The 26,314-nt window shown below is 44.7% G+C and carries 22 protein-coding genes; 17 read left to right on the top strand and 5 right to left on the bottom strand.

The features are described 5' to 3' along the window. Nucleotides 1–10 precede the first annotated feature (10 nt). The 8 genes from LFX25_RS16375 (at nt 11) to LFX25_RS16340 (ending at nt 11,601) form a co-directional block, all read left to right on the top strand. The gene (locus tag LFX25_RS16375) at nt 11–460 is read left to right on the top strand and encodes an ATP-binding protein (RefSeq protein WP_238731191.1); all 450 of its coding nucleotides are present in this window, start codon (nt 11–13) and stop codon (nt 458–460) included. Next, nucleotides 435–3,413: a PP2C family protein-serine/threonine phosphatase gene (locus LFX25_RS16370; protein ID WP_238731190.1), complete on the top strand. Its 2,979-nt coding sequence runs from the start codon at nt 435–437 to the stop codon at nt 3,411–3,413. The genes LFX25_RS16375 and LFX25_RS16370 overlap by 26 nt, the downstream gene beginning before the upstream one ends. 72 nt (nt 3,414–3,485) lie before the next feature. Beyond that, nucleotides 3,486–4,238 (top strand): hypothetical protein, encoded by a 753-nt coding sequence (locus LFX25_RS16365; RefSeq protein ID WP_238731635.1) that lies wholly within the window; start codon nt 3,486–3,488, stop codon nt 4,236–4,238. 14 nt (nt 4,239–4,252) lie between these two features. Beyond that, a complete protein-coding gene (locus LFX25_RS16360) occupies nt 4,253–4,798 on the top strand; it encodes a YceI family protein (RefSeq protein ID WP_238731189.1) in 546 nt (181 codons plus the stop codon). A gap of 149 nt (nt 4,799–4,947) precedes the next feature. After that, complete coding sequence (locus LFX25_RS16355) at nt 4,948–5,535, top strand: hypothetical protein (RefSeq protein ID WP_238731188.1); 588 nt, start codon at nt 4,948–4,950, stop codon at nt 5,533–5,535. Nucleotides 5,536–5,624: 89 nt separating this feature from the next. Next, nucleotides 5,625–9,431, top strand: coding sequence for a DUF2339 domain-containing protein (locus tag LFX25_RS16350; protein WP_238731187.1), 3,807 nt, complete (start codon nt 5,625–5,627; stop codon nt 9,429–9,431). Between the two features lie 51 nt (nt 9,432–9,482). Continuing rightward, nucleotides 9,483–10,334, top strand: a complete 852-nt coding sequence (locus LFX25_RS16345; RefSeq protein WP_238731186.1) for a M48 family metallopeptidase — start codon at nt 9,483–9,485, stop codon at nt 10,332–10,334. Between the two features lie 28 nt (nt 10,335–10,362). Next, the gene (locus LFX25_RS16340) at nt 10,363–11,601 is read left to right on the top strand and encodes an MFS transporter (protein WP_238731185.1); all 1,239 of its coding nucleotides are present in this window, start codon (nt 10,363–10,365) and stop codon (nt 11,599–11,601) included. 44 nt (nt 11,602–11,645) lie between these two features. On the opposite strand, the gene gpmI is transcribed toward LFX25_RS16340, so the two are convergent. Beyond that, complete coding sequence (gene gpmI / locus LFX25_RS16335) at nt 11,646–13,286, bottom strand: 2,3-bisphosphoglycerate-independent phosphoglycerate mutase (protein ID WP_238731184.1); 1,641 nt, start codon at nt 13,284–13,286, stop codon at nt 11,646–11,648. Between the two features lie 174 nt (nt 13,287–13,460). Between gpmI and LFX25_RS16330 the strand changes: the two genes are divergently transcribed. The 4 genes from LFX25_RS16330 (at nt 13,461) to LFX25_RS16315 (ending at nt 17,705) form a co-directional block, all read left to right on the top strand. Next, nucleotides 13,461–15,485: a hypothetical protein gene (locus tag LFX25_RS16330; protein ID WP_238731183.1), complete on the top strand. Its 2,025-nt coding sequence runs from the start codon at nt 13,461–13,463 to the stop codon at nt 15,483–15,485. 154 nt (nt 15,486–15,639) lie between these two features. Next, nucleotides 15,640–16,647 carry a DUF1554 domain-containing protein gene (locus tag LFX25_RS16325; RefSeq protein ID WP_238731182.1) on the top strand — a complete coding sequence of 336 codons (1,008 nt, stop codon included), beginning with the start codon at nt 15,640–15,642 and terminating at the stop codon, nt 16,645–16,647. 259 nt (nt 16,648–16,906) lie between these two features. Further along, nucleotides 16,907–17,236, top strand: a complete 330-nt coding sequence (locus LFX25_RS16320; RefSeq protein ID WP_238731181.1) for an ArsR/SmtB family transcription factor — start codon at nt 16,907–16,909, stop codon at nt 17,234–17,236. Beyond that, the gene (locus LFX25_RS16315) at nt 17,223–17,705 is read left to right on the top strand and encodes an SRPBCC domain-containing protein (RefSeq protein ID WP_238731180.1); all 483 of its coding nucleotides are present in this window, start codon (nt 17,223–17,225) and stop codon (nt 17,703–17,705) included. The genes LFX25_RS16320 and LFX25_RS16315 overlap by 14 nt, the downstream gene beginning before the upstream one ends. A 98-nt stretch (nt 17,706–17,803) precedes the next feature. Here the strand turns inward: LFX25_RS16315 and LFX25_RS16310 are convergent, their stop codons facing one another. Continuing rightward, on the bottom strand, nt 17,804–18,637 hold the full coding sequence (locus LFX25_RS16310) for an LA_0442/LA_0875 N-terminal domain-containing protein (protein ID WP_238731179.1): 834 nt from the start codon (nt 18,635–18,637) through the stop codon (nt 17,804–17,806). A gap of 107 nt (nt 18,638–18,744) precedes the next feature. Here LFX25_RS16310 and LFX25_RS16305 point away from each other — a divergent pair, with 107 nt between their 5' ends. Together LFX25_RS16305 and LFX25_RS16300 are read left to right on the top strand one after the other, a co-directional pair. Further along, complete coding sequence (locus LFX25_RS16305; protein WP_238731634.1) at nt 18,745–19,293, top strand: RNA polymerase sigma factor; 549 nt, start codon at nt 18,745–18,747, stop codon at nt 19,291–19,293. Between the two features lie 163 nt (nt 19,294–19,456). Next, entirely contained in the window at nt 19,457–20,506 is a 1,050-nt protein-coding gene (locus LFX25_RS16300) for a FecR family protein (protein ID WP_238731178.1), read from the top strand. Between the two features lie 192 nt (nt 20,507–20,698). Here the strand turns inward: LFX25_RS16300 and LFX25_RS16295 are convergent, their stop codons facing one another. Then, complete coding sequence (locus LFX25_RS16295; RefSeq protein ID WP_238731177.1) at nt 20,699–21,148, bottom strand: DoxX family protein; 450 nt, start codon at nt 21,146–21,148, stop codon at nt 20,699–20,701. A gap of 429 nt (nt 21,149–21,577) precedes the next feature. Here LFX25_RS16295 and LFX25_RS16290 point away from each other — a divergent pair, with 429 nt between their 5' ends. The 3 genes from LFX25_RS16290 (at nt 21,578) to LFX25_RS16280 (ending at nt 24,558) form a co-directional block, all read left to right on the top strand. Further along, nucleotides 21,578–21,748, top strand: coding sequence for a hypothetical protein (locus LFX25_RS16290; protein WP_238731176.1), 171 nt, complete (start codon nt 21,578–21,580; stop codon nt 21,746–21,748). A gap of 79 nt (nt 21,749–21,827) precedes the next feature. After that, nucleotides 21,828–23,765, top strand: coding sequence for an ABC-F family ATP-binding cassette domain-containing protein (locus LFX25_RS16285; RefSeq protein WP_238731175.1), 1,938 nt, complete (start codon nt 21,828–21,830; stop codon nt 23,763–23,765). 457 nt (nt 23,766–24,222) lie between these two features. After that, a complete protein-coding gene (locus LFX25_RS16280; RefSeq protein WP_238731174.1) occupies nt 24,223–24,558 on the top strand; it encodes a rhodanese-like domain-containing protein in 336 nt (111 codons plus the stop codon). Between the two features lie 314 nt (nt 24,559–24,872). Here the strand turns inward: LFX25_RS16280 and LFX25_RS16275 are convergent, their stop codons facing one another. Beyond that, nucleotides 24,873–25,487 (bottom strand): TetR/AcrR family transcriptional regulator, encoded by a 615-nt coding sequence (locus tag LFX25_RS16275; protein WP_255717836.1) that lies wholly within the window; start codon nt 25,485–25,487, stop codon nt 24,873–24,875. A 19-nt stretch (nt 25,488–25,506) separates the two neighbouring features. After that, nucleotides 25,507–26,292 (bottom strand): acyl-CoA desaturase, encoded by a 786-nt coding sequence (locus LFX25_RS16270; protein ID WP_238731173.1) that lies wholly within the window; start codon nt 26,290–26,292, stop codon nt 25,507–25,509. Between the last annotated feature and the right edge of the window lie 22 nt (nt 26,293–26,314).

Below are 26,314 nucleotides of genomic sequence, written 5' to 3'. Positions count from 1 at the left end.
CCTGCGTAAAATGAATTCGAAAAAGGAATTAACGCATACGTTTCCGAACGATCTTTCGGAACTTTCCAAAATCCGGGAAGTTGTCCGTAATTTTTTAGGGAACGAATGCGGAGATCTGATTCGAGGTCGACTCGTGTTCGCGGTGGACGAAGCGATTACGAACGTGATCGAACACGGATTTCCCGATCAAAGGGCGTCTAACGTTGAACTCAAAATGAGACGCAACAAAGACACTTGGAGATTCACCATCACCGACGAAGGAATTCCATTCGATCCCACCTTGAAAAAAAGCGATACTTGGAAGGAGCTTTTCGAAACCGGAGCGGACGGCGGATTCGGTTTAAGATCGTTGAAAAAAATCATGACCGTCCGTTATAAACGTCTCAAACGTCCTGAAAGAAACAGACTCACACTCATTCACACAAGGATAGAAAATGATCCGAAGCAAACTTCTTCGTAAGTTCCTTCCCGGCATCCGAGCCAAACTTTCCTTTTTCACGGCCGTATTGGTCGTGTCGATTCTCGCGCTGACTTCCGCGATCTATTACGGACAACAACAAGCCGCGCTCGAAGAGAAGATGAACTCCGAGCTGAAAGCGCCTTTGGAATACGTAAACGCGGCGGTTCTCGATCTCGAAAATTTAAGCCGAAGTCTGATCCTCATCGAAGAATTCAAAATCCGAGTGAAGGAGAAAAAACAACAACTCAGCAAATTCAAAAGAAAGGTTCTCCGGAAAGAAGGGGGACTTTTCGGCGCGTTGAAATCCATCGGAGCTTCGATCGGATTAAAAGTGAAATACAACTACTATCACAAATCCGTGGACACCTACTTTACGCGCTATCTTTCCGAAAAGGAAATCCGGGAATTCGAAACCAAGGTAAAGGGAGAATTGAGAAAGGAAAACGGAGCTTCCATCGATTCAAATCTCTATGAAAAGATCGTAAATCTTGCCAAACAAACCGCGTCGGCGAGAATCTCCGCCGAATCGGCAAATGCAAGAATCGAACAGATCTCCGAAGAAATCAAAACGATCGAAGAAGAGATCGCCTCCGCGCAGGACGATCTTAAAAGGAAAAATTCCCTCGCGGCGGAAAAGGAAAAGCTCGTTCAGGAAAACAAAAGTCTTTCAAAAGATATTCCGAATTTTGAAACCAAATCGGAGTTAGGCGAAACGGCTCTTACGAAAACGCTGCAGAACTTTTTCAAAGGCGCCTATAAAGATAAGATCGCATCGCTCGGTTTGTTGCCCGATAAGGTTCGGATTTTGGAATACGATACTTCCGGAAAACAAACCTTGGATACCGGTTTGCTGTTTCCTCAATCCTCGGGAACGGGAAAAAAACTTCTCGCGTTGAAAGAATTCGAGGAAAGACGCTCCGGTTTGTTCAAAGGTTCGGACGTATTAAAAACGAATTCCGAATATTCGGAATCCGAGAACTACGAAGTCGGCGGAAGACAATACGAGGTTTCGTATCGGACCGTTTTCAGAAATCCCGGAACGGCGGAACGATCCAAAATCATCGTATCCGAAATTTCGGAGAATCTGGATTCTTGGAAAGAATATCTCGAGGAGGACAAAAAATTCTCCGCAGGCTTGGGTGAAATTTCCCAAAAGCTAAAGGGAAGAATCGCCGAACTCAGAAAAGCCGGAACCGCTAAGCCCGCTTCGGACGCCGAATTCAAAAACCTTTATATTCAATACCGTAAGGTTCTGAAGGCCAGGGATTCTAAATTAGAAGAATTGAATCCTTATAGGAAGGATCGTAAACAATGGGAAGAGAATTGGAAGTCCGAAAAGAATTCTCTTGCAGCCCGATCCAAATCCTTGCACGAGGAACTTCTCCTTTGGCAGAAGAAATCGGTAATGCCCGTAAAATCGGACGAACAAAAAATCTCACCGGAAGAAATCCAAGAGACGATCCGTTTGCTCGAAGCGAAAATCGAAGAGGTTCGTGAATCGTTGGAACGAATGGATTTAAACAAAGAAGATTGGACTCATCTGAATCTTTTTCAAGCCCCCGAATCTTTCGGAGGTCTGCGCGATGCTGCCTTGGATGAATTCGCGTTTTTACCGTATCGTTCCGATTCCAATTTAATGAGGAGATATTGGAAAGACGAAGAAGAACGGAAACTTGCGCAGAAAAAATGGGATCTTCTGCGGGAATGGATCTTTGCGGGAACTTCAGAAACCGAACTTCCCAAGTCGAAACTTCCGATCTTGGATTCGGGAATTTTAATCCGAAGCAGAAGCGAAGCGGAGGAATGGATGTGGGTTCTCGATTCCACTCCGTTGTTAAGCGAACTCGGCGAGGATCCGAAAGGTCTCGGTTACGATCTTCTTCGTAAAAATCATCTGGGATACAACGTGGTTCTTTTGGACCGTACGGAAGGTTTGAGAAAGATCCGTCAAAATCGGGAGGAACTTCTACGTTATACGGCATTGATCGGCGCCTTTGCAGTAATTCTCGCGTATCTGCTTGCTTGGATGGTTGCAAGAAGAATCAAAAAAATCATTCATCAAACCGAAGAAGTCGGTAAGGGAAATCTGGATGTGGAATTTCCTCCCGCGGGTTATGACGAAATCGGGATTTTGAGCGAATCCCTCAATCGGATGACGCACGGTTTAAAGGAACGGGAGGAAATGAAAGGGGAACTCCTCGCCGCCGAAGAAATTCAAAAACGTCTTCTGCCCGAAAAACTTCCAAGCAATTTGGGAGATGCTGCGGAGTTCGGCGCGTTCTACAAAGCGATGGCCGGAGTCGGCGGCGATTACTACGACTTTATCGAGTTGAGTAAAAACGAAGTCGCTCTTTGTGTGGGGGACGTTTCCAATCACGGAGTCGGACCCGCGATCGTTATGTCATTGTTCCGCGCGCAGGTGCGTTCGATTCTCCGCAAAGGCGAACGGGATCTCCGAAAAATTCTTCTCGAACTGAACGAATATCTGTATTCCGATACGCCCGATCATATCTTCGTTACTTTCTTTATCGCCATCTACGATCGAACCACTGCGAAGATGAGATATGCATCCGCGGGGCACGTCAAACCGCTGTTATACGACGCGTCCGAAAAAAAACTCAGGGAACTTCCGGGCGGAGGATTGCCGATCGGAATGGATGAGAATTCCTTTTTTGAAACCACGATCGAACCGAAATCGTTTCAGATGGATCCTGGCGATCTTTTCTTTCAGTACACGGACGGTTTGGACGAAGCGCGTAATCCTCAAAACAAAATGTACGGCAAGGAAAGATTGTTTCAGACGCTCGTGTCAAACGCACATCAATCGCCTACTCAAGTAATCCAATCCATCGTGAATGATTTGGACGGCTACACGGGCAAAAGCATCGGAAGTGCGGGCTTTTCCGAACTTTCTGACGACATCGCTATGATCGCAATGAAGCGCATGAAATAATCGGATTCTTGTTGTAAATGTGAATGTTTCACTTATACTTTCCCGAATCGCAAAGTGAAAGAGGATTGTATGATGCTTCGAAAATGGATTTGTGTTCTCCTGGTATCGAACGTTTTTATCGGAAGCGGTTTCATGAGCGAGCTGACCGCGCAGCCGGTTGCCCCCGCGGTGAAAACCCCGCAAAACACGGAACCGCAAATCAGCAAGAACGATCTTTCCACGCGCCGAAGAATGCTGGAATTTCATCAACTTTCCGGATTCATCACTCTGGGGCTTTGGTTGGCGACCAACTTGGAAGGGGAAAAAGCGAAGGACAGTTTGTATCGAACCTCGGATCAATATGCGAAGGTCCTGCTTTTCGCGCACCCCGAATACGCGAACAATGATCCCGTCTACGCGGTCGCTTTGGCGCAAGGCTTGAACCAAAACAGTATCGCCGCAACGTATTTCCTTTTAAAAGATCCCGCCAATAACTTTCCGCTCTACTTCGCATTAAAATCCCAGGAGGAATGGGAAGCGAAACATTCGGGAGATTTTCACAAACAATTAGCATATTCAACTTTTGGAATGTATATGTTGACCGCAGGACTTGCGTTTTTCGCTCCCAAACGGGTCGTCGACTCGGAGGATTCGGACGTGAATATCTACAGTCCGATCTTTGCGCATAAGGCGTTGATTCCGTTTCACTTGGCCGCCATGTTGATTCTTCCTTCCTTGGGCCAAAGAATCGAAAAACACGGACCCGAAGCCGCAAGGGATATGCAGCAGGTAGGATGGGCTGGGTTCGGAGCCTTCTCGCTGTCTTTACTCGTGATCACATTTTAAGGATTCAAAAAAAGATGAAAAAACTTCGGCAAATCGTTTTCTTAGTTTCGCTTCTATTCGTTTCTCAAACGTACGCTTCCGAAATTCTCAAAAAGGAAATCACCTTTCTGGCGATTCATCCCATGAAAGAAGTTCACGGGGTTTGCAAGGAAGTGAATGCGGATTCACCGAACGTTCAAAGTTCGGGGACGGGATATAAACTGGGTTCTCCCTTTGCGATTAAGATTCCTATTTTAAGAATTCATTCGGGGGACGAAAGTAGGGATTCACATATCATGGAAATATTAGGATATCCTGATACTCCCGAGATCGTTGCACTGATCGAATCCGTGACGCCTTCCGGAGATTCGTATTCGATTCGCGGAAAACTGACGATCCGCGGTTTGACCCGCGACTTTGAATCCCGCGGAAGAGTGGAGCAAAAGGAATCGGGACAAATTCGGGTTTTCGGTAAGGTAAACATAACCTTTTCGGATTTTAAACTAGAAAAACCTTCGCTTTTGTTCATCAAAGCGAAAGAGGAAATCGAAATCGGCTACGACTTCCTGATTAAGATTTAGATAGAATCGATCGTAATTATTTGTTGACAATCCCCCGAACTCGATACCAATACGAAGGCATAAGTTATGCCGTCCTTATTGATCACGCTCGTGTTTTTCTATCTTTTAGGAATGTATCTCGTTCATTACGTGGTAACAAAAAAAGAATTATGATTTTAGGTCATTACGCATCCGCGCTGATTCCTTATTCCAAGTTCAAACGTTATCCGTTCTGGGTTCTTCTTTTATGCGCTAACGTTCCGGAGTTTTTTTGGCTTTTTCTGGCGTTCATCGGGGTCGAACCCGCTTTCCCGTCTTCTTTATTCGAAGCGACGTTTCAGAATCTCCAGGTTCATATGACCTACAGCCACAATTTGATTCCCGCGTTTATTCAGGGAGGAGTCGTTACGGCGGTAATTTATCCGATCTATAAGGATGTTTCGTTTTCGGCTTGGTGCGGCTTCTTGACCGTATTGCACGTGTTATGCGACTTGATCGTGGGTTTCGAACATCAGCTGTTGAGTCCGGATTCTCCCGTCGTTTCGTTGAATTCGTATTATTATTTTCCGCACGTCGCGATTTTGATCGAATTATTATTCAGTCTCGGTTGTATCTTCTGGTATGTTCGAACCGAAAAGTCGAACGGAACCCCCGTCTCCGGGAAAAAACTGGTTCTGCTGTTGTTGATTTTCGGAATCGGAATTCTGATGTGGTTGCCGAACGCAACCATTCCTATGAAGGAGTTACTTCCTTTTTAGGAATCGGATTCTTTCGAAATAAATTTTTGATCTCGGATTGATTTGACGAAAAAGGATTTATCCGAAGTATCGATCGGGGAGTCGATCATTTGGAAGTATTCTTAATCTTCGTTTTATTCTTATTCAGTTTATACACTTTTTTTCAATCCAAAGGATTAAAAACGGAAATCGAAGAACTCAAAGAGCGGATTCGTTCTTTGGAATCGATGCTTTCTCAGGAAAAACCTAAGGAAAGTAAACGACCGCTTGCGGAGGAAAAACCGATCGTTCCGATTACGGACGTGCCTCCGCCGTCCTCCGTTCCGCCCGTTCGACAACAAGAAAAGAAAACGGACAAAATCGAGGTGCGGACCGAAGCCCAAACTCCGGTTCTTGCTAAAACGACATCCGTCGAATTCAAAGAAAAACGAGCGTCGGTTGCGCAGGCTGCGACGGCGGAAAAGATCGAACCGCAGGTTCCTAAAGAGCCCGGATTTTTGGTTCAGCTCTGGAAGAAGATCGAAAAACCTCTTTCGGAAAACTGGACCGGAATTTTGGGAGCGGTTATTCTCGTTGCGGGAATCGGATTCCTCGGAATTTATGCGCTCTTTATTCTTTCCGCAATATATCGTTGTCTTCTTATATTCGGATTTTCTTTTGTTCTTGCGGTTCTTGCGTTCTGGCTCGGAAAAAAACCTGAATTCAAAAACGTATCGCTTGCGCTTCGAAGCAGCGCGGCGGCGGTTCTGCTTTTCGTTTCTTTGGGAAGCGGTTCCATCGATGCGTTGAAATGGTTGGAGAATTCCTATGCGGCTCTCGCGGTTTTGAGTGCGGGACTAATCGTGAATCTTTACGCGGGTTATCGGTCTAAAAACGAAACATTCGCTTCGTTGCATACGATTTTGGGATTGGTGGCGGTGTCGATCCCGCAATCCTCCGGTTTTACGTTAGGCGTAATTGCGTTGATTTGTTTACCGGGCGTGATCTGGAATTACAGGGAACGAAGACAAATTCATCTGTTGGCGGTAAGCACCGGTTTTTTTGCGGCCCATCTCCATTGGCATTATCAGATCTTCTCGCAGGCAAAGCCGGCCGGTATCGAGGTAGTTTTTCCGATTCTTTGTATTCTTCCCGTATTTTGCGGCGCGCTTCTCGTTCATTACCGGGAAACTTTGTACGGGAAAAAAGAATTCGAACTCTTTCCACTCGCAAGTCATCTTCTTAACTGGTCGTATCTTGGAATCAGCCTGATTCATTATTCGCAAAAAACGAAGATCAGCACATTCGTATTGTTTGTCGGCGCAGGAATCGTTTGGTTCTTGTCCAAGGCCGCAAAACGAAAAGAAATTTCCTGGTTGTTTCTTACGGATCGATTGGTTTCCCAATCCTTGATCGTCCTTGGAATTTTTTCGCTGCGACTTTGGAGTTTGGATTCGCTTGCGATTCTCGCGATCCTGTCGTTCGAGATTTTGATCTTTTCCTGGGTTTGTTTTCGGGAAGAAAGCCGATTTTTGGAAAGCGTTTCTCTATCCCTTACGACGATCGTATTCGGAGCGCTGATCGGTTTCTCGTATCGTCAATTTTTTCAATCGGAAAATCCGGGGGTTGCGGTTTCGTCCGCGCTCGTTTCGCAGATAGGTTACGGAGTTCTAATACTTGCGTTAGTCGGCTTTATCGGAATCTTGGAAAAACGATTTCCGATTCTAAAGGAAGAATTGTCCCTGACTTCTTTGCTCATCACGTTGATGAGTCTGCTTGCCGGATTGGGTTTGTTTTCATTCTATCTATTCTTTTCGAACGAGATCTACGGAGTTTGGATCCCATCGATTTTGTTAAGCGCAATTCTGGTTTTAAGGCAGAAATTGTCTTCGACGAGACTTTCGTTTACGATCGTTTTACTCGCGCCTCTCGTCACCTTGAGTTTGTGGAAATCGATCGCTTTTGGAACGTTTGAAAACCACGAACGGGTTCTTGCGTTATCCCTTCCGTGGTTACTGCCGTTTTTAGTTTATTTAAAGAATTCTAATGTTTTAAACGGACAAAAACCGCTTTATTGGCCGGGAATTTTCGGTTTTACGGCGCACCTGGTATTCACGTTTTATTACTATCTGAATCTGAAGGGTTCGCTTTTGTTCGGGCCGTTCGCGATTCTTCTTTCTCTTCTTTATTTGGAACTGGGAAGATGGATTCGGAAGCGGGAAAACGGGGATTCCTCGGACGACGGAAAACTATTCTCCTCTCTTTATGTGTTGTCGTTCGTATTAACGGGAATTTTTTTATTACGACATTTTACCGTAGAGTTTCAATCCGCATCCGTTCTTTTCGGGATTCCCGCCCGTTTTTGGATCGAGATGCTCGCTGCCTCTTTGTTCTTATACTGGATTCTTTTTCCCGAGGAAGAATTCTCCTCTCTCGATTTGCTGCGGTCCGCGCAGCCTTTGTTCTGGGAACTTTTAATTTCGATCGTAGTCATCGGAATTTATACCGAAACACCCGGAAGAATTCTTTCGTTCGCGATGGCGGTCCTGACCTGGGTCATTTTCTTTTTATCGAAACGGAAAACGCTCAAGACCGAACGATTCGCGTTGTACGTTTATTTCTTTTTCATATGGACGAATTTGGAAATTTTCTTAGGCGGAGAATCCACCGTCTTTGCGAATCAAAACGAATTTCCTTGGAAGGAAAGAGGGTTTCAGATCGCATCCGTTTTCGTTCAATTGAGTTCCGTGTTTTTCGTTTTTCCGAGAATCGGTTTGGTAGGATTGGAGACTTCGTTTATCGGTTGGACGGGAATTTGGAAAGCTCCGCTTCGATTCTTTCAAAAGTATTACAACGTATTGCCCGGCTATCTCGGAGTTTTCGGAATCGTTCTGAGTGTGTATATTTATACGAAGGACGTTTTGAATCCGATCTCCAATCTCATCGTCGGACCGGCTTGGGCTTTGTTGTCGATTTCGTTTTTGGAATTCGGGCAATTTTTCGGAAGAAAGATGGATTCTCTTTCGATCGCGATCCTTTCCGATTTTCTTAAACGAGCTTCCTGGCTGGGATTGATCGCGTTTACGGTTCATTACGTTTATGTGGATTTACAGTCCTCCTATATGTATCTTGGATTTTTGTCGGCTTCCAATTGGACCGCGGTCCTCGGGATGTCCGTTTGGATTTATTGGGCGACTTCCAATATTAGAGAAACTGAAAACGTCCGTTTTTGGCAGATCGTATATCCGTTGTTAAACGAAGGTTGTCTTTTCTTTCTGGGTTTGATCTCCTATTCCGTCGTAAGCGAATCTTGGATCAGCGTCGCGTTTGCGGTCGCGGCACTCGGAGTTTTGGAACTCGGGATTCGAAAACAGGAAAACCTTTCGAGATTTCGATGGTATGGAATTCTATTTCATTTGTTTGCCTGCTTTTATCTGACCTTTATCGTGTCGACCGAAGACAATCCAGTCGCACATTGGATGCAGGCTAAGTGGATCCCCGGCGTTCTCACCATTCTTCTTTTATTCTTATTCGTGTTCCGAGCTTATCGAGGATACGGAAAGGAGAATATAGGGTTTCCGCTCGGCCTCGGTTTTTTAAAAGGAATCGCGGACAAGACCGGAACCTATCTCAACGGAGTGGTATATTATCCTTTCTTTATAGGAATTTTTCTATTCCTCTATTGGTCCTTTTCGAGCGCGGTCCTTACTTTGCTTTGGTCCACTCTCGCATTCTTGATCTTCCTGCTAGGATTGTTTTTGAAAGAGTCCTGGTTCCGTTATCTTTCCTTGGGACTTTTGTTGTTCTGCGTGGGAAGGTTGATCTTTCACGACCTTTCTTCTTCCGGAACGATTCTCAAAGCGGTCGTGTTCTTGGGAGTGGGAAGTATATTGCTTTTAATGAATACGATTTATAACAAATACCGGGATCGGTTTTAAATGAAACGATTGATTTTTTTTATAGGGATATTGGGTTTTGGAAGCGTTCTGATGTTCTTATTATACAAAGAACAGATTCAAACGGAACGAAACTCCACGTTAGCTCCCTTTTACCAGATTCTCGGCAAGCCGATTCGAACGATGAACCGCGCGCTAACGAAAGTTTTGTCCGTTGATTCTCTCGACGAAAAGGAATACGGCGACGCGATCCGTGAACGATTTACGGAGATGCAGAATCCGAACGACAAAGATTACGTTTATCTAAATCAGTTGATCGGAACTCTCACTGCGTATAAACAGAAACCGTTCGATTACACGGTTTACGTGATGGAAGAGGAATCGCCGAACGCGTTTGCGCTGCCCGGAGGAGTGATCTTCGTTACGAGAGGTTTGATGACGACTCTCAAGTCCGAACACGAGTTGGTGGCCGTTCTCGCGCACGAGGTGGGTCATATCGAAAAATCGCATTGTATGGACGGCGTTCGTTTCGAACTGCTGGCTGCGAAGATCGGAACGGAAACGTTAGGCAAGCTTGCGGACTTCGCGTTTCAATGGATGACGAGACACGCATACAACAAAACGCAGGAAGACGAAGCGGACGAATACGCGTTCGATTTGATCTTGAATACGATGTATGATCCGAACGGAGTGGGACTTGCGTTTCTTCGATTGGAAAAATATTCTCCCGAGTCGGGAACCAAAAAAGCCAAACTCATCAGCGAATACTTTCAATCGCATCCTCACATGGATTTAAGAAGGGAGAAGTTTTCCGAAAAAGCCGATCAGTGGTGGTCTTCCCATTCCGAGGAAAGAAGATACAAAGGCGGGCGAAACTTGAAGGCGAGAACCACCTTCGAAAAACAAGACTACGACGAAGAATGGATCGAAGGACGAAAATCCTAAATCGATCCGTGATCGATCCGAATCAAATATGAACAAATCCAAACATCAGCAATCACAAAAAGAAAACGAGACGTTTTCCAAAAAGAGTCTTCTGTACTTTTATGCAAATACGGGAGTGACCTTGCTCGCGGGGAATATGCTCAATTACTCTTTGATTATATACTCGCTGGACATCACCGGATCGCAGACGTTTGCAGGCTCGATCTTTTTTGCGAACGTGTTGCCCACGATCTTGTTCAGTTTTTTTGTGGGAGCCGTTCTCGATCGATATTCGCGTTTGAAGATTCTGTATCTCTTTCAGACGAACTACATTCTTTCCGCATTGATTATAGGAATTCTGATCGGAACGGGAAGAATGAACTATGATCTTCGTTGGATTTTAATTCTTCTTGCCGCATACAACGGACTCGCTCTGACGTTTATGATTCCCGGTCGATTGACATTGCTCGGCAATTTGGTCGATGCGAAAGACACGGGAAAGGCAACGATGATGTTGAACATCCTGATTATCGTAGGATTCGGATTGGCTCCGATGATCGTAGGTTTGATCAAACAAAAGCAGGATTGGGATATACTGTTTTATACGATCGGCGCTTTGTATCTGTTCGGATATTTGTTTTTAATCCTGGTAAAAATTCGGGAAACGGTTTCCGTCGAAAAAGAAACGATCTGGGAAGGTCTGAAAACCGGGCTTCTCTTTTTAAAAACCGAAAAAGTCTCCGTGGAACTTTTGATTCTGACCGCGTTCGCGATCTTTATGGTGGGACCGATGCAGGTGGTTCTTCCGCAATTCGCAAAAAACATATTATTGTTAAACGAACAGGGAAGAGGGTTGTATATGGGAACTCTGGGACTCGGATTGTTTATCGGCGGAATCGGAGCGAGACTTCTGCACGACCGTTTTCATCGCGGCTACGTGATGTTGGCCGCGACTTTTCTTACGGGAATCATCGCATTAGCGATCGCTAATTCTCAAAACGCGATTCTATCGGCGGCGCTTCTATTGACTACGGGAATTTTGGGAGGACTTCTCAGTGCGTTGATTCCTTCCACGCTGCAGTTGATCACTCCGGACGGAGTTCGGGGACGGGTCATGAGTTTTTACAGTTTGATCTTTCAGACGACTCCGGCGCTCGCCGGTTTGTTGACCGGCAGGCTCGCAGATCTTTACGGACAACCTTGGTCTTTAGGATTTTCGGGAATTTTTATTTTGATTTCCGCGATTTTCTGTTCGATTTCGTTTAACAAACTGCGCGATCTTCCCTAAGAAGGACTTTCCTAAGTAGCCGCGCAGAAACAAATTGTTTCGGATTAATTTTGAATCAGGGAAGAATGATAACCTTCCGGAGTTTCGTAACCCATAACGTCCAAAATAGTGGCCGCGACGTTCGCTAAACCTGGATTGGAAACGCCCGCATTCAAACGGATTTTCTTTTCCGGATCCAAAATGGAGAACGGAACGGGATTCAGAGTATGACTCGTTTTAGGAACAGGATTTCCCTTTGTATCCTTTTCCACGTTTCCTTTTTTATCCAACTGATACATCTCGTCCGCGTTGCCGTGATCGGCGGTGATCAGTAAAACAATATTCTGTTTTTCGCATATTTTCCAAAGCCGTTCCACGCAGCCGTCCAGAAATTCCATCGCTTGAATCGTAGCGGGAAAATTGCCCGTATGTCCGACCATATCTCCGTTCGCGTAATTCACCCGATAGAAATCCTGTTTGTTTTCGGTAAGGGCTTTTTCCAAAGCTTCAGTGATCAGAAGCGCCTTCATCTCCGGGCTTTGATCGAAAGGAATCACGTCGGATTGAATCTCTTTGTATTCCTCCGAAGTTCGATCAAAGTAGCCGCTTTTGTTTCCGTTCCAGAAATAGGTAACGTGTCCGTATTTTTGTGTTTCGGATAACGCGTACTGAGCGACTCCGCTGTTGGCCATGTATTCGCCGAGGGTTCGATCGATCGCGGGAGGAGCGACTAAAAAACGTTCGGGAAGTTTCAAGTCCCCGTCGTACTGCATAATACCTGCATAGACGATATCAGGAAGAGATCCGCGATCGAACTTGTCGAAATTTTTTTCGGTAAACGCCAAGGAAATTTCGATCGCTCTGTCTCCGCGGAAGTTCGTAAAAACCACGGAGTCTCCGTCGACGATCGGTCCGACCGGATTTCCATTCTCCGCAATTACGAAAGAAGGAAGATATTGATCGATGACTTTCGGATCTTCGGTTCGAAACGTTTCGATCGCTTCTTTTGCGGAGGAGAATTTTCTGCCTTCTCCTTTAACGTGGATTTTCCAACCTCTTTCGACCATGGACCAATCCGCTTCGTAACGATCCATCGTGATGGTCATTCTTCCGCCGCCGGAAGCGATGCGGATATCCGCTCCGTTTTTGCGCAGGGAATCGAGCCAAGTTTCGAAAGGATTCAAATAATCTAATGCGGATTTTTCGGGAACGTCCCTTCCATCCAAAAGGATATGAAGACGAATCTTGGGAACTTTTTCTTCGATCGCCTTGGAAATCAAGGCTTTCGTATGATCGATGTGAGCGTGAACGTTTCCGTCCGAAAAAAGACCTAACAGATGTAAGGTGGAATTCCTCTTCTTTGCGTTTTCGATCACTTCTTTCCAAGCTTGTCCTTGAAAGATTTCTTGACTTGCGATCGAATTCGAAACTAATTTAGCGCCTTGGTCGAAAATTCTTCCGGAGCCTAGAACGTTGTGACCGACTTCGGAATTTCCCATATCTTCGTCGGACGGCATGCCGACCGCTTTTCCGTGCGCTTGAATGTGAAGAGTGGGGGATTGATTCCAGACCTGATTTAAAAAAGGAAGTTTTGCGCCCGCGATTGCGTTTCCGGATTCGGAGCCTTTCGACGAGTATCCGACCCCGTCTAATATAACGAGCAATGCCTTTCTAGACCGAAAGGTATATTTCTTGGTGAGCTTCATGTTAGATTCATGGAACCAGTCGGCTAGGCGAGAAGTCAAGAGAATCAAATCTGAAAAAAACTTGGAAATTTGCTTTCCATTCGTAGATCCGATGAAAAAACTGAAGTTACCATTAAACGAAAAGCCTTCCGAAAAATCTGAAAATTATCTAGATAGTCTAACAGTGGAGAGGCGATGAGTAAGCCGGCCTTAAATCCAGCGTTGGGTGGAAACCAAACGCAACCCAACTTTTTAAAAGTTAAAAAGATCAACGAAGTCGTAAGTTATTATCTGAACGATAGACTTACGCACTCCGTTTATAAGGCCGTAGTTTCGCAGACGAATCATAAAAACGCGAAGTCTCAAAACTTATTTCAAGTGGAATCCAGAGTTCCCGAAGCCGCAGAGCTAACAACAGCCGAAGTCGTTTTTCATATCAAACGTCTGCTGGAAGACGGAGTCGCTCTTCAGTTCGCCTATTTCTATATCGATCCCGCGACTTCCGAATTAAAACTAAAACCTTGTTACGTTGCCTACCCAGATACGGAACTCGGAGATCTAACGCGCATTTATCTTTCTCTTATCGATCTTTCGATCAACTCGATTCTTACGTATTTGGAAAGCAGACCCGTTCTCGGGAAGGAAGTTTTATGGGAAGATTTGGAGGCGGATTTTAAAGGGGAGAATCCTTCGAAATTGAAACTCTTCTTCAATCCGGAAAATTTTTTCAAACCTCCGTATATTAGTATTCCATTAAATTCGGATTACGTAAAGGACATGCTGTTCGAAATCACGGACGGATTGATCAAAAAGGGAAGAATCCGGGAAATACCGGAGTTCGGATATCTTACGGTAAAGTCCAAAGAACTTCAGAGTTTGTTCGAACTCGTGGACGAGTTTCATTTTAAGAAGATCTTTCCAAAATACAAATGGGCTTTATCGGACGCCTTCAATATGATTTCGCACGAGGAACGGCTTCACGCGAACGATCCTTCCGCGACGCCTACCACTTCTTTCGGAAGAAAAAGGGCCGAAGCGATCGAAAAGGTCGTAGATTCCGATCCCGAAAGAAAACAAAAACGCAAGCTGATGGGGGTGGAGCTGATTCGAAGTTTAGGAGATGAAATCGAAAATTCTCTCGGACTTTCCTATCACGAACAGATTCGAAATCGGTTCCACGAAATGAGCGATCATCTAGCAAAACAAACCGGACGTTGGGACAAACTCGTCTTATTCATTCCCGATGAAGAATTCAGAACGTTTCCCGCCGAGTTGAAAAAACTTTTTACAGAAGACATGCATCTCGCCTATTCCACATGGGAAACGAAAGGCGTGACGATGCATTCTTTTATGAGAATCGACGTCGAAACGGTAAAGTCCGTAATCAAGTCTTTGGCGACTGTTGCTTCGGTGGAAGCTTGGAAAGTGTTGAGCATTCGAAACTTGATCGAACTCAACGAAGACGCGCTGCGAGGCGTATTCAAAGACGGAGAATTCGTTAAAGGTTACGGAAAGGTTCTTCGCAAAGGATATGTGGAGTACTTTCCGTGGTATTTTGCGATTCTGGATTTTTTCGGAATCGGAAAGCTGCTACAGGATATGTTCTTTCAATCCGCAAAGGAAAAAATCAGATCCGAACAATCTTTTTTAAGATCCAAAAACCGCGAAGCCGTTTTGAAGTCGGAACAAAGTAAGATTCAGGAAAAATTAAAAGAAGAAGAAAGAATCAAAGCGCTCGAACAAAAATCGAAAGTATCCGAGGCTTTGAATCAATATTATTTTCAAAAGATGATTCCCCCGTTGTTAAAGGACGTTCTCTTTGAAGTTCCGGGAACTTCTTCCGATGTGGTTCATCAAATCATCGATCGGGAAAAGTTCGTACTTCTTTCCGATCCGGCCGGTGATAAGAACGATTCGATCGTGATGTATCCGGACGACGAAACGTTTCGATCTCGCGCGAAAGAAATTCATAAAGTATTGTCCGAAAAAAAGAAGAACTTAGAATTCAAACTCAGAAACAAAGACGAGGATTTTCAAAACGAAAAAATTTCCAGGGCTTTGAAGTATTTGGATTCCTGGTTCGCTTCCAAACCCGATCCGGGAGCAACGTCCGGTAAAGCCGGTAAGGGCGCTTCTTCCGAAAGCACAAACGAAGATCCGTATGAAAATTTTCGAAAGGAAATTTCGAAAGTCAAAGGGAAAGAAAAAATTTCCGTTTAATTTGGCAGATTTTAATACGACTTTGATATAAATTTTGTTAGTCGTGCGAAAATTCTGTTTTCAATTCAAACTTTCTAAGATAGATTGATTCTACGCTCTAAAAAGAGAACGGAGAAATTCGGAAGAATTCTCCCGATAGAAAGGTTGCAAAGACATGTCGATCGTTCGGATTCATTTTTTGGGATTTTTATTTTTAGTATTCATTCTTCTTTCCTGTAGCCAAGCGGAGAAAATCGAAATGGATCTCTCCAAGGGCGGGGTAGGATTGATTGCGAACATTCTTCCCGCGATACTGCCCGTTGACGACAATCCGTTCGATTCCACCAAATTTCCAACGCTGAACGAAGGACAATCCACTTCGGTAACGCTTACGCTAAAAACGAGAGCGGCTTCGGTCGAGCAGTTTAATTTCGCCTGGGCGGATACAGCAGGCGGCCCCACGATTTCTCCCGCGACTTTTACGTATTCCGGTTCGAATACCGCGAACGTAACGATCACCGCAATCGATAACGATTGTTTGGACGATACGATGACGCTTAACGCAACCCGCGTTTCCGATTCGAAAGTGTATGCGTTGAAGTTCAATGTGACGGATCGGGATCGTTGTATTTTTCTTGCGAGCAATTCTTCAACACCGGGCGTAACCGGACCGGGATTTACCGGAAACTTGGGCGGAGTTGCGGGAGCCGACGCAAAATGTCAGGCGGAGAAGCCTTCCGCTTTACCGGGAGCCGCTTCCGAATACAAGGCTTTGTTGGGTATCGATACGGTTCGAAATCCGACTAAGTCCGGCGGCGTACTGGAAACCGATTGGCCGTTGAAAGTCGGAGTTCGTTATTTTTCTTACAGCGCTTCCGCACCGGAGGGAGCTTACATTGCGACCGGGACCAGCAACGGAATCGGGACGGGAAGCGCGATCTTTACGTTTCCATTGAATTCGAGCATCAATCATAGCAGCGATACTTCTACGTTGAGTTTTTGGACAGGAATCGGAAGCTCCTCTTTCGATCCAATGGGCGGTTCTTATACTTGTTCGACGTATACGGACGGTACTACCGGCTTCGGCTACAACGGTGTAACGAACTCAACGAGTTCGTCCGCGATCGCGAGTTATTACTTCAGTTGCTCCACCCCCGCGCGCTTGATTTGTATTCGTCAGTAAAATCTGCAGAACATTCTTAATCGGTCGCAAGCCATACTGATTATCCAAAGCCTGATTTTTGACACTCGGTCCCTTCTAACGAATTCAGAATGGAATCCGCGAGCCATTCCTTTCAACCGATTCTGAATTCGGCCTGTTTATGATGTCCGATTCGATATTTCCGTAACGAACGGAACCGAAAGTTCCTTTGGAAGTTTAAGTTTTTTGTTTTGTTTAATTAAGTATTGACTTAATTAAGAATATGGTTTAATATGCATGTATGAATGCGTTTGCCGCTCTTGCGGACGATACGAGAAGGGAAATCGTGAAATTGGTGGCCAAGAGCGGAGAACTTACTTCGACCGCGATCAGCCGGAATTTCAAGATGAGTCCGCCCGCGATATCACAACACTTAAAAGTATTACAAGAAGCGAAAGTTCTTCATATGAAGAAGGACGCACAAAAACGCATCTATAGTTTAAACGATTCGGGAATCGACGAAGTGGAAGAATGGCTGCTCGATATAAAAAATCTATGGAACAAACGTTTGGACAAACTGGATCGATACATTTCGAAAATTAAAAAGGAGCGATCCCATGATAAAAAATGAAACAGAAACGATCATCGAAGGCAACAAGGTAATCTATAAAAGATATTTTGAAATATCGGCCGAATTACTGTTCGAGATATGGTCATTGGAGGAACATCTGACTCAGTGGTGGGGACCGGACGGCTTCACTTTGACGAGCAATAGCATGAATTTTTCGAACGGGGGGATCTGGGATTTTATCATGCACGGTCCTGACGGACACGATTACAAAAACAAGATTCAGTTTATAGAAATCAAGAAACCGTATCACATCTATTATAAACATCTCGGCGACGGAGAAGGAGCGAAAGACGTCGATTTTCAAGCAAAGGTTACCTTCGAAGAAGTGGGCGAAGGTACGAATCTAACGATGGAACAGATCTTCCCTTCCAAGGAAGAGCTGGAAAGAGTGAATCAAAAATACGGCGCGATCGAAGGCGGAAAGCAACACGTCGCGAATCTGAGCAAATACGCGGAAAGCTTGAAGTAAAAACCTGATTTTCGAATAACATAGATTAAACGATTTCAACGATGCGGGTTTCCTGAAAACGAATTCCCGCGCGCTTTCAAAGAAGTTTTAAAAGAATCTTAGAATTTTACGGTATAAGCGGCAGTCGGAGTGATTTCCGTCAAACCGTTGACCGGACTCTTTACTATAGAAGCGGTAAATTTCCATCCTTCGGGATTCGGATCGGAAAGCGCCGCCTGCATTTTTTCATAATCCCTTGCAAAGAGGAACGTGTGAATCAACTGTAAGCCGTAAATTGCACCTAATAGCCATTGCGCTTGGTTGTATTGGGAAGTCGCGCGGTCGTAATTGCTGAAATAAGGGTTCGTTGCCGTCGCAGTGACTAAAACTCTCGTAATCAAAGCCGTCGCACGAACCGTTTCGTCCGAAGTTACTGGATTTAAGTTCGGATCGGAGAACGCAAGGGCCGTGATTGCAATGGAATTCGTTTTGTATGAGTTTTCTTCCGTAGCTGCCTTTTCTCTTGCATTATTGGCATAGAGAGCCGCTCCAGCAAACAGCGCTAAGCTGATCGCTGCCCATTTTTTTTGACCGACCTTCCATTGGCCCCAGCCCGGAAGAACGGCGGATCTCGCCGTAATGGTCCACTTCGTTTCTTTCCAAGTGGAGGGTGCCGGCTTTTCTTCGGTTTTCGTCTCTTGCTTTGTTATAACTTTCTTGGTTTCTTCTTTTTTAGGATCTTTCAGATTGATTTCGGAAATTTCCGTTTTAGGAATCGTTTGCACTTTTCCGTTTACTTCAATCTGAACTTCGGTTCTCGATTGATTTACGATCTTACCCTGAAGGATTTTACCGTTTTTCAGAGTGATCGTACTTGCCGCCAGAGGGAAAGAAATCGTAAAAACAAGAAATAAAACTCCCGAAGAGGCTACAATTTTAGATATTCGAGACATATAATTATAATTCCGATTCCTAATCATGAAATTTTATGATTCATCTTTTCTACAAGAAATTATCTTTTTGCTTGAAAAAACAAGTAGGAATCGGTGATCCTCATTATGTGGAACACACAACCGAGTTAGAAAAGCTCTATAACCACAACAAAGATGATTTATTTCATTATATAAAAAAATCGTTCTACGACGAAAATTCTGCACAAGACATCCTGCACGATTCGTTTCTAAACTTTTTTCGATATTATGAAAATAAGGATCTCCCCGATCCGACTTCTTGTCGGATGATTCTCTTTAGAATCGCGCGGAATTTAATTATTAACCACGCAAAATCCTATTATCAAAGAAACGTCTCCTTAGTCGGTGAAGACACCGGTAATAATTTTGCGTCCAAGTCCCCAAGCCCGGAATCCTCCGTAATGGAAAAAATTGACCAATCGGATGTTAAAAGTACTATGGATTCCCTTTTGGAAGCCATTTCTCCTGAATACAAAGAGGCTTTGCTGTTACGGTATCAGCAAGACTTGAAACTGGATGAAATTTCTAAAATTCTTGGAATGAGTATTTCCGGTGTTTCAAGGCTGATTGAAAGAGCGGAGAAGGCCTTAGCCCAAGAGGGTAAAAAAATAGGTTTCCAACCGGGGAATTATATATAAGGTATTATTTCCTACCGTCTTATATTTTGAAAAAGAATCAATTCGGACTACTGGTGATAAAAAAATTTCAGAAATGGAAAAAAAAAGGTCAAATTGACTCCTATAGTTTGTTTAACAAACAGGAAGCGGGACGGCTTGAATTGCAGACCCGGGAAGCATGAATATGGAAAATAAAATAAATACTCCCGAATTTGAAGGATACGCGCGACTCCTTAGAGAAAAGGACTCTGTATCTCAACTCCCGGCATTCGATCCGAACTGGATCGGAATGAAGCCCCGCTTCACCGTGGAGGACAAAATAATGACTGTTCCGACTGATACTAAAATTCTGCATTTTCCAAAAACTACATGGCTCGCGGCGGCGGCCGTATTATTACTTACAATCGGAGGAGCTTGGTTTAGCCTAAGAACTCCGAAAGTTGAAACGGAAATCGTTCAAGGAACTCCTCTGAAAGCGGCGGTCGTCTTTGTAAAAGGCAAGGCTTCCGTAATGAGAGATGTGGAAATCAAGTTACACCAAGGCGATCTTTTAAACGAGTCCGACATCATTCTTACCGAAGCGGGCGGAGCGGTCGACATCGGTTTAACGGATTCCAGCGTAATTCGCGTTAAAGAAAACAGTAGATTGATCCTGAAAGAACTGAGAGAAAACAACGGTTCTCAGATCAGAATGAATCTCGCTGCGGGTAGGTTATTAAACGTAGTCGAGAAAGAAAAGAAAGGAAGCAACTTCTACGTGGAAACACCGTCTGCGGTCGCAGCGGTTCGTGGGACTTCGTTTGAAGTAAACGCATCCGAAAGCGAATCCGTGGTCTTCGTGGCGGAAGGCGCCGTCGAAGTTACTTCTCTGAACGCATCCAAAAAAGTATATATCTTAGAAGCTTCTAAACTCGTAACCGTAAACAAAGACGGAGAAGTGGAATCGATCGATCTTTCCAAAGTGAATTCTACACTTCCTGAATATAAGGATATGAAGAAGAATCTTGGAACTCTGGACAGCGAACTTCTGAACGATGTGCAAAATCTGAAAACCGCTAAAACGGAAGAAGAATTGAGCAAGATCTACGATCTCAGCATCGAACATATCATCATGAAGGACGGAAGAGAATTGAGAGGGGTGGTCGTTTCCCAGAAAAAAGGAAAATTGGTCGTTCAAACTCTGAAAGGTTCTTACATCCTGGATGAAGACGCGGTGGATAAGATCAAATATTGATCTAAGTTTCGATCTCTGATGACCAAAAGCCGTTTGAAGGTTTCTTCAAGCGGCTTTTTTATTTACGGAGATTGTTTGGTGTTTGGCGATGTCCGATCGAAGAGGAAACCTATCGAAAGCCAAAATGTCCAATGCAAGGGCGCAAATTTGCGCGTTGGGATTTGCGAAGATTTGAATATTCTAAATTTCTGATCAACCGTCAATACGATCATAAACCCAAGAATCCGCAGACCAGGTTCCCCCTCCGAATAGCAAGAGAGAGAGGCCCATGCTGACCGCGAGAATGTGATATTCGAATCCTTCTCCGCCTTGATTGCCGAACCAGTTCATAAAAAAACCGATTTCCCTATGAGTCCATCCGGCCACCGCCAATGTGCACGTGATTCCGAATGCGGCCAATCGTGTGCCGAGTCCTAAGACGAGAGCGATGGATCCGAAGAACTCGGAAATGATCGCTAAGAAGGCAAGTGCGGTCGGAAATTCAGCCGTGTTCACTAAAAAATCCATCGAAGCTTCGTAACCGACGCCACCGAACCATCCCATAAGTTTTTGAGCGCCGTGAGGAAAAATACAAATTGCGAGACCGATCCGCAGAAAGAGCGGGGCAAGAGATTCTCGTGTGAAAAAGAAACGGTGGATCATATTCGACTCCGGAGAATGTCCGTTGTATATTTCGCCGAAGTTTCCCGAAAGAAAAAAGTAAGGCCCGTTGTTTCTGAAATGAAAGTGTAGAAACTCCTCACTATTTATGTCTCATTATTAAAGAACAAGGTGGCATTGAATAAAAATAATCGCGCAGTTCCGACTATCGAGCGACCTATCGAGCGACCCGTAGGGAGCGAGATACTGAGTTTTTCCGATCCCTAGAGAGGCGTTCGCTGAGTTCAGAAAGTGAGACATGAGTTTCCGAGCGCCAATACGCCGAGTTTACTAAAAGATGAAGATGGATTCTCTTTTAAAACGATGCATTTCGTTCAAGCGCGGTGGAAATCCGGAGGATTCTCCCTTAAAATCGTTGTCGAAACGCCCCAATTCTAAAAATCTGGCATTAGATTATTTGGCGGGAAACCTATGTCCGAAGAAACACAAGAAAAGAAAAACAAAAAAATCAATAAAATGACCGTTGCTGAGATCAACACGGCTCTTCAAACTTCTAAAGAGAAGATGAACGGCAGTTCCAGCAAATACATCCTGCATTTGAATGCTAGATTGGAAGAACTCGCAGCAAAGGGTAAGAAATAATTTCATTCCTTTTTCCGGTCCGTCGGTTTTCGGCGGAACCCGGCCCTTGCTTCTTTTATCTTTCTAAACTTCCCGATCCTTGCTTCAATTCATCGACATAAAACACCAGTATGCGTCGGCCGTTCTGTTCGACGGATTCTCCTGGCATATCAAACCCGGGTCCCGCGTTTGTTTGGTCGGTCCGAACGGTTCCGGCAAATCGACCTTGTTTCGGATCGCGGAAGGAAAATTCTTTCCCGATAGCGGAAGCGTAGCCAAGTCCAAAAACACCGAAATCTCCATATTCCAACAGATTCCGGACTTCGATCCCGAAGCGAAGGTCATCGATACCGCATTAGCAAAACATAAACATTATAAAGAATATTCCGAGCGATTGAACGAAATCAACGGCAAGTTCGATTCGATCTCGCACGACTCGAAAGAATTCACCGAACTTTTGGACGAACAAAGTTCTCTGGAAGAATACGCGTTCACATACGGGGTTCACGAACTCGAATCCAAAGCACGTAAGGTTTTGGGCGGATTGGGATTTTCAAACGCTCAGATGGAGATGAAGGTTCGGGAATTTTCTCCCGGTTATCAACATCGTCTCGGCCTTGCGATCACTCTTTTGAATCCGGGCAACTTACTCTTGTTAGACGAGCCGACCAACCACTTGGACAACGCGTCCAAACAATGGCTCGCGGATTATCTGAATTCCACGGGACAATCCTTCGTTCTTGTGACGCACGATCCCGAATTCTTAAACGCAACGTGCGATACGATCGCCGAACTTTCTCCTTCCGGCGTAATCGAATTTCGAGGAACTCTCGAGGAATACTTCGAACACAAGAACGAACTTCAGGAAAAACTTCAGGCCCAATACGATAAGGAAGAATCCTATCTCAAAAAGAGAATGGAATGGATCGAACGTTTTCGCGCGAAAGCGACCAAGGCGAGACAAGTTCAATCCGCGATCAAGAAACTCGAAAAACGGGATAAGGTGGAAGCGCCGGAAGAATCCTTCTGGAACTCGAAGTCGGATTATCAATTCAACTTTATCTCTTCCGGTAAAATCACCGCAAGGATCGAAGACGGCGCTTTTTCCTATTCGGGAAAACCTCCGTACGTTTTCAGCGGGGGCAATCTCGAAATCTCCGCGGGTGACAAGATCGCAGTCGTCGGTCCGAACGGCGCGGGTAAGTCCACGTTTCTGCGTTGTTTATTAGAAATTCATAAATTAACTTCCGGTAAGATTTATTACGGACCGAAAACGAAGATCGGTTATTTTTCCCAAAACCATCATGAAGAACTGGATCCTTCCAAAAATCTTCTTCAAACGGTGATGGGGGCGTATCCCGATCTGACCGAACAACAGGCGCGAAGTCTTCTCGGTTATTTTTCGTTTTCGGACGACTCGGTTTACAAACAAACCGGTCTTCTTTCCGGGGGAGAACAAAGCCGTCTTCGTTTGGCCCTTCTCGTTCGCTTTCCTACGAACTCGATCTTTTTGGACGAACCTACCAACCACTTGGATTTAGTCGTTCGCGACAATTTACGAAGAGCGCTCATGGCTTATGAAGGTTCTCTTTTGATCATTTCGCACGACCCCGAATTCTTAAAGGATCTTTGCAACCGCACGATTTCGGTGGATCAAGGACAGATTCGGGACTTTAACTGCAGCTTTGCGGATTATCTGAAATACAATCTGGAAGAAACGGCTCCTTCTAAAATGCAGAACGGAAACGGTTCCGCAAAAAAAGAAGACGGTCAACAAACCCGTTCCAAAAAGAACGCCGATAAAAATCGTATTAAAAAAATACAAAAGGATCTGGAACAGATCGAAGCTAAGATCGAACTTTTAGAAAAGTCTAAAAAGAATCTGGAAGAAGTTTTGGCCGATCCCGGTTTTTTTAAGAATCGCAGTTATCAATTGGAACTGGATAATTTCAACGAGGCAAAAAACGAAATCGCTCGTTTGACTTCGGAATGGGAATCGCTTCAATTGGAACTGGAGGAACTTACCGGAACCGTGTGAAACGATTTCTGGAATTGGCAAAACGCTTTCGAACTCAAAGTTGCTTTCGAACTCAAAGTTGCTTTCGAACTCAAAGTTGCTTTCGAACTCAAAGTTGCTTTCGAACTCAAAGTTGCTTTCGAACTCAAAGTTGCTTTCGAACTCAAAGTTGCTTTCGAACTCAAAGTTGCTTTCGAACTCAAAGTTGCTTTCGAACTCAAAGTTGCTTTCGAACTCAAAGTTGCTTTCGAACTCAAAGTTGCTTTCGAACTCAAAGTTGCTTTCGAACTCAAAGTTGCTTTCGAACTCAAAGTTGCTTTCGAACTCAAAGTTGCTTTCGAACTCAAAGTTGCTTTCGAACTCAAAGTTGCTCCCTATGGGTCGCAACTTAGGTCACAACTTAGGTCGCGTTGCAGCATCGGAATTCCGATCGATTTGTCGAAGTATATTTTATCTTTAAACTGGGGAAAACCGTCTTATGACACCGAAAGAATTAAAAACGAGATTGGATCTGAGAAAAGCGGGACAGGATTCGTTCTTTTTACTCGACGTAAGAAATCCGAACGAAGTGGAAATCTGTACGATCGAGGGAACCGATCTTTTAATCCCCGTTGCTGAACTTCCGAACCGCGTTGGCGAAATCAATCCTTGGAAAGAATCAGGTAAGGAAGTGATCGTCTATTGCCGTTCCGGCGGACGTTCGGGAATGGCCTGCGGAATTTTAAAACAATCCGGTTTTGCAAAGGTGCATAACGTGGAAGGCGGAATTCTTCTGTATTCAGACGAAGTCGATCCTTCTTTGGCGAAATACTGAATTTCCAATCCGAGTCGAAAGCTGGACTAAGGAAGAAGTATTAAAGAATCTTAAATTACGATCGCGGCTGCCATTGCAGCGGAATCAATAAATCGTTGATTCGTGGGATTTCGATTTACGGAATCGTTTTCAATTCGTCGATCGGAGCATTCTGTTGCGACAGTCAGGAGCGACATTGAGTTCAAGCGCGGTCTTTGCGTTTTCCCTATGATTTTCGTTGAAACGATCGATTTGGAAAGAGCCGCCCGAAAAAAGATTTCAAGATCGAATCCGATCTAATAAAATGAGGCCGGTCGTTTTACGGAGATTGTCGTTTATTCGCCGAGAAGAATTCTACGGAAATATAAAAAGCCTTCATCCAACGGATCGTCTTTTCCGCCGCGGCGGCGTTTGAGCATATTCGTTAAATCTAATACCATCAAACCGTACATCCAACCCCACATCATTCTCGCAATGGCGGGATATTCCGCTTTCGGAAGTTTGAATTCGTGGCTCGCGCATCCGTTTCGGATCGTTTCCAAAAACACGCGATAGCTTGTGGGTAAACTAGGGAACGCTTTACGGTGCATGTGACCGTGAACGGTGTTGAACATCACCTTGTGAAGTTCCTTATTGTTCAATGAAAAATCCCAATACGCTCTCGCGATTCCGGCTAACTTTTCGAATGCGTTCTTACCGTTCCTTTGCGCGTTGCGGAGAAGCTGAGTGAGTTCGGTTTCTCCCTTTGCAATCAGAACTTGGATGATTTCCTCTTGGCTCTTAAAGTGAGAATAGGGACTTGCGACGCTGCAGTCCAATTTTTCGGCGATCTTTCTCATCGAAAGACCTTCGATTCCTTCTTCCTGTAGGATCTCCATCGCAACTTGTACGATGTTCTCCCGGTTTAGGCTGTTTCTGGATCTTCTTTTGTGTCGAACTGCAGTTGTCATCTTTGATTCTAAACTCGGATCAAGCCGCTTTGGAAACCGGAACCCTTCCCTGAGTCGTCCAAACGTCTCGTTTTATGTTTATGATCCCAACTTTATGCAACCCCTTCATGATCTGAAAGCAAAAATCCACTTCCCACCATTTATATGCGAAGTTCGGGGAAGTCGGGTGACCGTGATGATTGTTCTGATACAATTCTCCCATGGTCAAAACATCGATCGGTAACATATTCTTAGACTCGTCTTTTGTCTTAAAATGATTCCGATAGCCGTATTTATGTCCTCCCCAGTTCACGATTGCGCCGTGAATCGGCCCCATCAGCCAATGAATCGGGAGCAACAAATACCAAGCCCATTGTACTTCTGGAACGAAAGCCATGTAATAAAAGGCGTATAAGGAACCGAATCCGATCCGGAACCACCAATTTTGACCGAGTAGATCGATCGATTTCCAGCGGGGAATAAAATCCCGCGTAAATTCGGGGTTTGCGGGAACTCTATCGTAAGCGAAGTCGTCGTAGATTTTTTTCGTTTTGAGCATCATATCGAACGCATTCTTGGAAAAATGGGGAGAATGCGGATCTTCTTCCGTGTCGCTGTAAGAATGGTGCATACGATGCAGAACCGCATATCCATATGGATTCAGGTAAGAAGGTCCTTGTAGAACCATCGTTAAGAAATGGAAGAATCGCTCCCAGTTACGATTCATCGAAAACATCGCGTGAGCGGCGTATCTGTGTAAAAAGAAGGTTTGGGCGAAAACCGAACCGAACCAATGGACAAAAAATAAAATTAAAATAGGGACCATAAGGGGCCTCCTTTGTTTTTTC

Source organism: Leptospira sanjuanensis (assembly GCF_022267325.1).
In the GTDB taxonomy this organism is placed as follows: Bacteria; Spirochaetota; Leptospiria; order Leptospirales; family Leptospiraceae; genus Leptospira; species Leptospira sanjuanensis.
Note: the sequence above shows the minus strand (reverse complement) of the source record. Positions and strands in the feature narration are given on the sequence as shown.